We start from the raw sequence: 6,000 nt of genomic DNA, 5'->3' as shown, positions 1-6,000 counted from the left end.
AGGTCTTTCGGGTGGATAGCGTCAGAACTTCCATCATCGGAAGGCCTCGACCTTTATCCCGTCACCGACGCGCCCACCCTGCTCACGCCGCCAGCACCCAGCGCACACTCTCGTTTACGAAGAGCCGGTATATGGCGGTCCTGCCCGCACCTACCCGACCGGAAATGCGTGGCATGCCAACCAGCGCTTATCAGTCATACGCCTGGCGTTCTCCGACGCCGAGGCGCGCGACGCTGTGGACCTCATCGCCAAGGACGTTAAGGCCTTGGACCCGTACTCGCCGCCAAAGACCACCTCGAGCAGCCCCGTGCGTGCAAAGGAACCCGAGACAGTGGAGTGCGTGGTCTCTTGGGTGCTGCCACCTGACAGTGTGATGGTGCAACTCGCCGAGGGAGTAGCCCGCATCGACGTTTCCGCCATAGCACCGGGGGTTGAGCCGGAGCGATTGTTCGCGCCGGGCCAGAAGCTCACCGGCACCATCCGGGACGGGCTGCTAACCATCACCTCTGGCATTCATACCATCGCCGATGCCGTCGCCCATGCTCGTGCCGGCATCATCCTCCCGGCCCTGGTCCTGAACGAAAAGCGCGTGGCCCTGTTTCCTGGCCTGGTCGTCCGCCATGCCTCCCAAATGGAGCCTGGTAGCGTCATCGTGATCCGCATCGAGCTCTCCGGCCGAGCCGACGGCAAGGCTTGGAAGATTTCCGCCGAAGAGGCCCCCAACCCGGAATCGATCACTCCGGCCCTGCCGTTCTGCGTCGGCGCCGAACCGTGGATCGATTGGAGCCCGCCAACCGCAAAGTCGCCGGTGGAGACAGCTGAGCCCATCGAGCTTGCTGACTCGCAGCCCTTGCCAGGAGTGGAAGAAACTGCGCCAACCGAAGAGCACGCGCTAGCCACAACCGGCGAGAGCGAGACCCCACAGGAACCGGTGGCTCACACTGCCGTGCACGCCGACGTTGCCTCCGCACTGGAGTTGATTCGGACGACGCTGCACACGCTCGACGAAACGAACCGCCGACTCGAAGCTGAGTCGGCAGAGGTGCGTCGTGCAGCGTCGAACCAGAAGCCGGCTGGTCCGGTGCCGTCCCCGGGCGCAGGCGGGGCCGCTCTGAATCAGGCCCAGCGGCAGGTTGCCCTATTGACGCGAGAACGGATCGAACTCGTGGGAGACCTGACCCGGGCACTCCGTGATGCCGACACTTTGGCCGTGGAGAACACCACTCTGGCCCACGAGAACGACCGCCTGCGCGAGATCGTTCGCATCGAACAAGCGCGCGCCGCCCACGCCCGCCAGCTCTCCCGGGAGATCGCCGCGGGCGCCGACGCCGGCCCCCTGTTCACCGAGCCTGCCGAGCAGTTCCGTCACGAGATCTACGTAGAGTGGGTCACCCGCATTCCCGCCTCTTCGAAGGCTGATATGCCGCTGGCGGAGTACGACCTCGCGGACGGATTCTTGCCCAGCGTTGAACAGATCCAAGGCATTGACCGGTCCAAGATCGTCGCGGTTGCTGTGGAGGTACTGACCGGCATCGCCGACACCTCCCCCGGGCGGGACATGCACCGTCTCCGCAGCGGGCCCAAGGGTAACAACGGCTTCGTCGAACACGCTGAGCACGGCACCGCCTGGCGGGTGGCACTGCAAAGCGGTGTGGCCGCGGCACGCAGGATGCATTTCTGGCGCGGCACAGCAGGCAGGGTTATGTTTGCCTCGGTAGGGATTCATGACGACATGGACATCTGACCGAAAGGGCGTTCGAACGCCGCCAGTTCACGGCACCTAAACGCAGCGTCTAAAGAAATCGCTCCTCTCGCACCTCGCCAGAGCATGCAACAGAACCGCTCTCCGATGGTCGCGGCATTTTTGCTCCTGCCCGGCTGCGTTTAGGAGTCCGGTCGCCCACCGACGCTCGCCCAGTACGGACACTCGTCGTCGTGGTTCACCCAGTCGCACGCGTGGGGGCCTTTGTGGTGATGCCACCCACCGAAGCGACCAAGCTCTTCGTACCAATGCTCGCATCGGATCACCTGAGGAGACTTGTTCGTGCCGTCGGTGACCACAAAACCATCATCTCACTCTGGGCATGCGCTGCACTGGATGAAGACCCACTGCCGAATTCTCGCGCACCTCGAGCAGGGCGCATCGATTCTCGATTGCGCAGAGCCTGCATTGGTGTGGAGCATCACCGAGCGAAAGCGTGATGGAGACATCTGTGGCAGTGTCTCTTGATCGGGGAGCCTCGGTCCTCGTTCCGGGTCGGTTGTGCCACAGGCTCACCTGTTCGACGTGGTCCAACCGGATAGCTCCTGATCCACTCCTCGTGGCGATCCGTGCGGGCGAAAGCCTTGCGGCAGCCAGATCAGATGTCACCAATCCGTGCACCAGCTCCGACCAACGAACTGTCGCTGGGTAGCATCGCCTAACTTATCGCCAGTAGAAAGCGTTTCCTTACTCGTGCACAAGTGGCGCGTCGGTATGGTGATAGCTGATCTTCCGTGTGAGATCCGCGGGCCCTCATTACTCGGCGATGATGGATCTTGGGTCAGTGGGGAACGAATATGCTTCTCCTCATGGCAGAAGATCGGTCTGGCACCGGCGCCAAGCAGCTAAGGAGCTAGAGAGCTACAAATGGGGCGATTAACAGAGGCAGAAGACTCGGTAGACAACTATGCGGTGTTCGTTGCCCGTCTTGATATCGCCATCGACACGCTTCGTCATCGGCAGGATTTGATTGACCGGACAGCGCCGATGATCGCGCTCCTACACGGGCAGAACGAGGTCGGGTACAGCTTCTGGACACGTCGGCGAGCACATGTGGAGGAGCTTCTCTCAGGGTATGGCGGTTCCCCTGAGGGCTACGATAATCTGTCGGACCTATTGCAAAGCGCCCGGACACTCGAGAGGAAGTTCGAGGACCGCACGCGTCGGCTCAATTCCCGGATGACTTCGATGCAGAATCGTAAGAGTGATATCGAGAAGTCTCTGCTCGATCTGCAAAGGAGCAAGGACAAGCTGGCCATGTCGTTGGAGCTGACGAGAGAACGCGAGGCCTTGAACAGAACCATCTCGGCGCTCGATGATGGGCCGGGAAACTTCGGGTTTGTACCTGAAGACACCGGAGTTGCGACGGATCTCAGGAGTGCACGACAGGCTGTCGTCCTGGCCGAGGCACTCCTGGAACTGAAGGGGCACCAGGGATCATGAACCACGAGGACCACATCACCGTCGAGGAATTCACCTCAGAGGATTGGAACGGAAACGCTTCCTTCTCAGTGGCAAGGTTCATCGCTTCCTCCTTCATGTTCGGGATTCTAGGCTCAATCGTGGCCCTCATCCTGATGATCTTCTTGCCCGACATGCGAAACCCGGCAGCGGTCATGCTGTTCTCCACAGCGTTTGGATTGATCTTTGGTCTCATGTTTCAACTCGCGCAGCGGACGAGGGGAAAAATCTTCCTGTCCGACGTCAGTACCAAGATCAACGTCATCCTGGCCGAACTAGGCAGGGATGAGTCGCAGACCATCACTCCTGAGCAGCTCAAGGAATTGATCGAAGCCGACGTGTACTTTCCGTTCACAGTGGAGGGGATAGCCGGCATGTACCTCGTGGTGCGTGAACACCAGGATGTCGATCCTCCACTTCAATCCGAACAGACCGACACGGGGCCAGAGGAGCCGCAAGAGGTGGTCAAGGCCCACTCCGCCCATAAACGCTGGCAGATTTTGATCGCGGCAGAAGCACCCCAATACGCTACCGAGAGCTTCGATCGACTGCTGGACGCCGCGACACGCACAGACATCACCGAATGATGATTTTCAGCGAGTTAGGGCGTTCTGCGTCGGATCATCCGCACCCAGTGCCGGGACGTGACGTTTCCTGGGTATCAAGAGCCGTGAAGGAGAGATGATGAGTGATTTTCCCTGGGTCACGATAATTATTGCCGCCTCAGTCCTCCTAATCTTGGCGCTGGGGTTCTCCTGGCTCCTGCGGCGGAAAGCCCTCGAACGCGACCGGATATCATCCATGTCTCCCGTCGACCGGGCAGCCCATGACGCCCGGGTGAACGCCGACCGGGCTGCACGAGAGGCTCAGTCGCAACTCAGACGAGCTGAGCAACAAGCCCTGTCCGAAGCCAGGGCCGCGCACCGAAGCGCACTACGCGAGTACAAGCAACGCGTCTCCATCGCCGAGAAGGAGCATCGGAGGGAGAGCAACCTAGTCGCATCCGAGCTCAAACGGGCGCAGCACCAAATGAAAGAGGCTGAACTCACCGGCAGGAAATCCGTACAGAGTTATCGGGGTAGGGACGGGGCAGCGGAGCTCTTCCAACACCAGATAAGCATTAAGGGACAGACCTTCCCGCTCGGCCCTGACGTAAACGCAACAGTGGACTCCTCTGGGAACCTGGCACGAACAAAGCGATCGACTTTGACACGCATGACGGCCGGAGGCATCGTGCTAGGACCGGTCGGGATCATCGCTGGCGGGATGATGCAGAAGAAGAAAGTGCACGACGACCGCGAGCTGTACCTCCTGCTCGAAGGACACTCCTTCGCTGCCCTGATCACGTGTAACCCCGATCAAGGAGCCGCCGTGCGCAGATTCGCCACGAACGTGAACAACACTGCAAGGAACGTCGACACGGCAAACTCCACTCACGAGGAAGCAGTCAAGGTAGCGTCTGTGAACCTGACAAACGTCCGAGCACACACCGAGGACGTCACCCCCGTCATAGATGCGAAACTCGCCTTGGTCAAAGCCGACAACGCACGTCTCAAGGAAACCGAAGAGAAGCTTGCCTCACTCTCACACCAACTCAAGAACGACGAACCTTCAGCGGTCCTGGACTAGCTTCAAAGCGACGCTGCAAGAGTCGAGCTCAGTGTGGACTCGCTTGGTGTTGGTCCAGAGAAGCGTCGCGACGTGCGGGATAGTCAACCCTCGGCGCCCACCGAGTCAACGCACGACCGGATGTGCAGAACCCACCCCACATACCCGACGGATACCCCGCCGGACTCGAGGAGCTCGACCGTCTGGTCTCCTGGGGCAAGCCCGGATCGACACCACCTGGTTGATTCCGCGGGCACGGCACGCGCTGTAGGTTCCCGGAGTCACTGCAGCATGAGACCCGCGCCAACCGGACTGTCGTCCATCCGTGTGCGTCCCGTCCGTAGACCTGTGCGGCGGGCCTACCGACCCTGTGCACTGCAGCGCATGCCCAGCGTGGCTCGGTCATCCCACCCTGGGCAAGCGCTGCACTGGATGAAGACCCACTGCCGAATCCTCGCGCACCCCGAGCACGGCGCATCGATTCTCGATGATGCATAACCCGCATTGGCGTGGAACTCAAACGAGCGAAAGCATGATTGAAACATCCGCGTGGCAGTGTCTGTCGATCGGAGACGGTCGGGTCCTCGTTCCGGGTCGACTGTGCCATAGGCTCATTTGTTCGGCGCGGTCCATCCGGGTACCACCTGATCCAGCTGCTTGTGGCGGTCCTGGCGGAGTCTGCCCTTGCGCTCCCAAGTGCGTTGCCGGTGCAGCCAGATTGCGAGCACTTTCTCGTCCGGGCGGTACTGCGGGGTGTACACCGGGAACCGTCCCCTCGCGGCGTGGAATCGTTGCACCTGTTCCAGGCGTGACGCCCATAGGGCGTCGGGGTTGCCCCTGCGGGTGCCGAGCCACTTGCCCAGCTTGTCAAGGGCGTCGATCCTGTCCTGGGTGAGGTTCCCGGCATCGTGCTGGCGGCGCTGCGCTTCGATCCACCGATACAGCTCCCGCGCACGCGAGCTTTCGTTCTGCGCCGGCAAAGAGCCATCACGCTCCCGCATGTGGGCGGCAACGTCCGTGTAGTGCTGCCACCACACCCGGTCCCTATTCCTGGCAAACCGCCGGGCAGCGGCCCCGTCCCACGCTGGTTGGTCATGGATCAACCAGCACTGGTCAAACCAGGCCGGGTTCCGGCGGATCTCCCGATCCACGGCGCGCTGCACCCGCCG

The 6,000-nt window shown here is 61.4% G+C and carries 5 protein-coding genes; 4 read left to right on the top strand and 1 reads right to left on the bottom strand.

The window, feature by feature from the left end; translation table 11 throughout:
• Positions 1 to 235: 235 nt before the first annotated feature.
• The 4 genes from FNH21_RS15580 (at position 236) to FNH21_RS15565 (ending at position 4,852) form a co-directional block, all read left to right on the top strand.
• A complete protein-coding gene (locus tag FNH21_RS15580) occupies positions 236 to 1,744 on the top strand; it encodes a hypothetical protein (RefSeq protein ID WP_152816957.1) in 1,509 nt (502 codons plus the stop codon).
• An 885-nt stretch (positions 1,745 to 2,629) separates the two neighbouring features.
• The gene (locus tag FNH21_RS15575) at positions 2,630 to 3,205 is read left to right on the top strand and encodes a hypothetical protein (RefSeq protein WP_206687072.1); all 576 of its coding nucleotides are present in this window, start codon (positions 2,630 to 2,632) and stop codon (positions 3,203 to 3,205) included.
• Entirely contained in the window at positions 3,202 to 3,810 is a 609-nt protein-coding gene (locus FNH21_RS15570) for a hypothetical protein (RefSeq protein WP_152816955.1), read from the top strand. Before FNH21_RS15575 ends, FNH21_RS15570 begins: the two co-directional genes overlap by 4 nt.
• 97 nt (positions 3,811 to 3,907) lie before the next feature.
• A complete protein-coding gene (locus FNH21_RS15565) occupies positions 3,908 to 4,852 on the top strand; it encodes a hypothetical protein (protein WP_152816954.1) in 945 nt (314 codons plus the stop codon).
• A 590-nt stretch (positions 4,853 to 5,442) separates the two neighbouring features.
• Here the strand turns inward: FNH21_RS15565 and FNH21_RS17330 are convergent.
• Positions 5,443 to 5,994: a Helicase associated domain protein gene (locus FNH21_RS17330; RefSeq protein WP_191932046.1), complete on the bottom strand. Its 552-nt coding sequence runs from the start codon at positions 5,992 to 5,994 to the stop codon at positions 5,443 to 5,445.
• Positions 5,995 to 6,000: the final 6 nt, after the last annotated feature.

It is taken from the genome of Arthrobacter bussei, assembly GCF_009377195.2.
In the GTDB taxonomy this organism is placed as follows: Bacteria; Actinomycetota; Actinomycetes; order Actinomycetales; family Micrococcaceae; genus Arthrobacter_D; species Arthrobacter_D bussei.
Note: the sequence above shows the minus strand (reverse complement) of the source record. Positions and strands in the feature narration are given on the sequence as shown.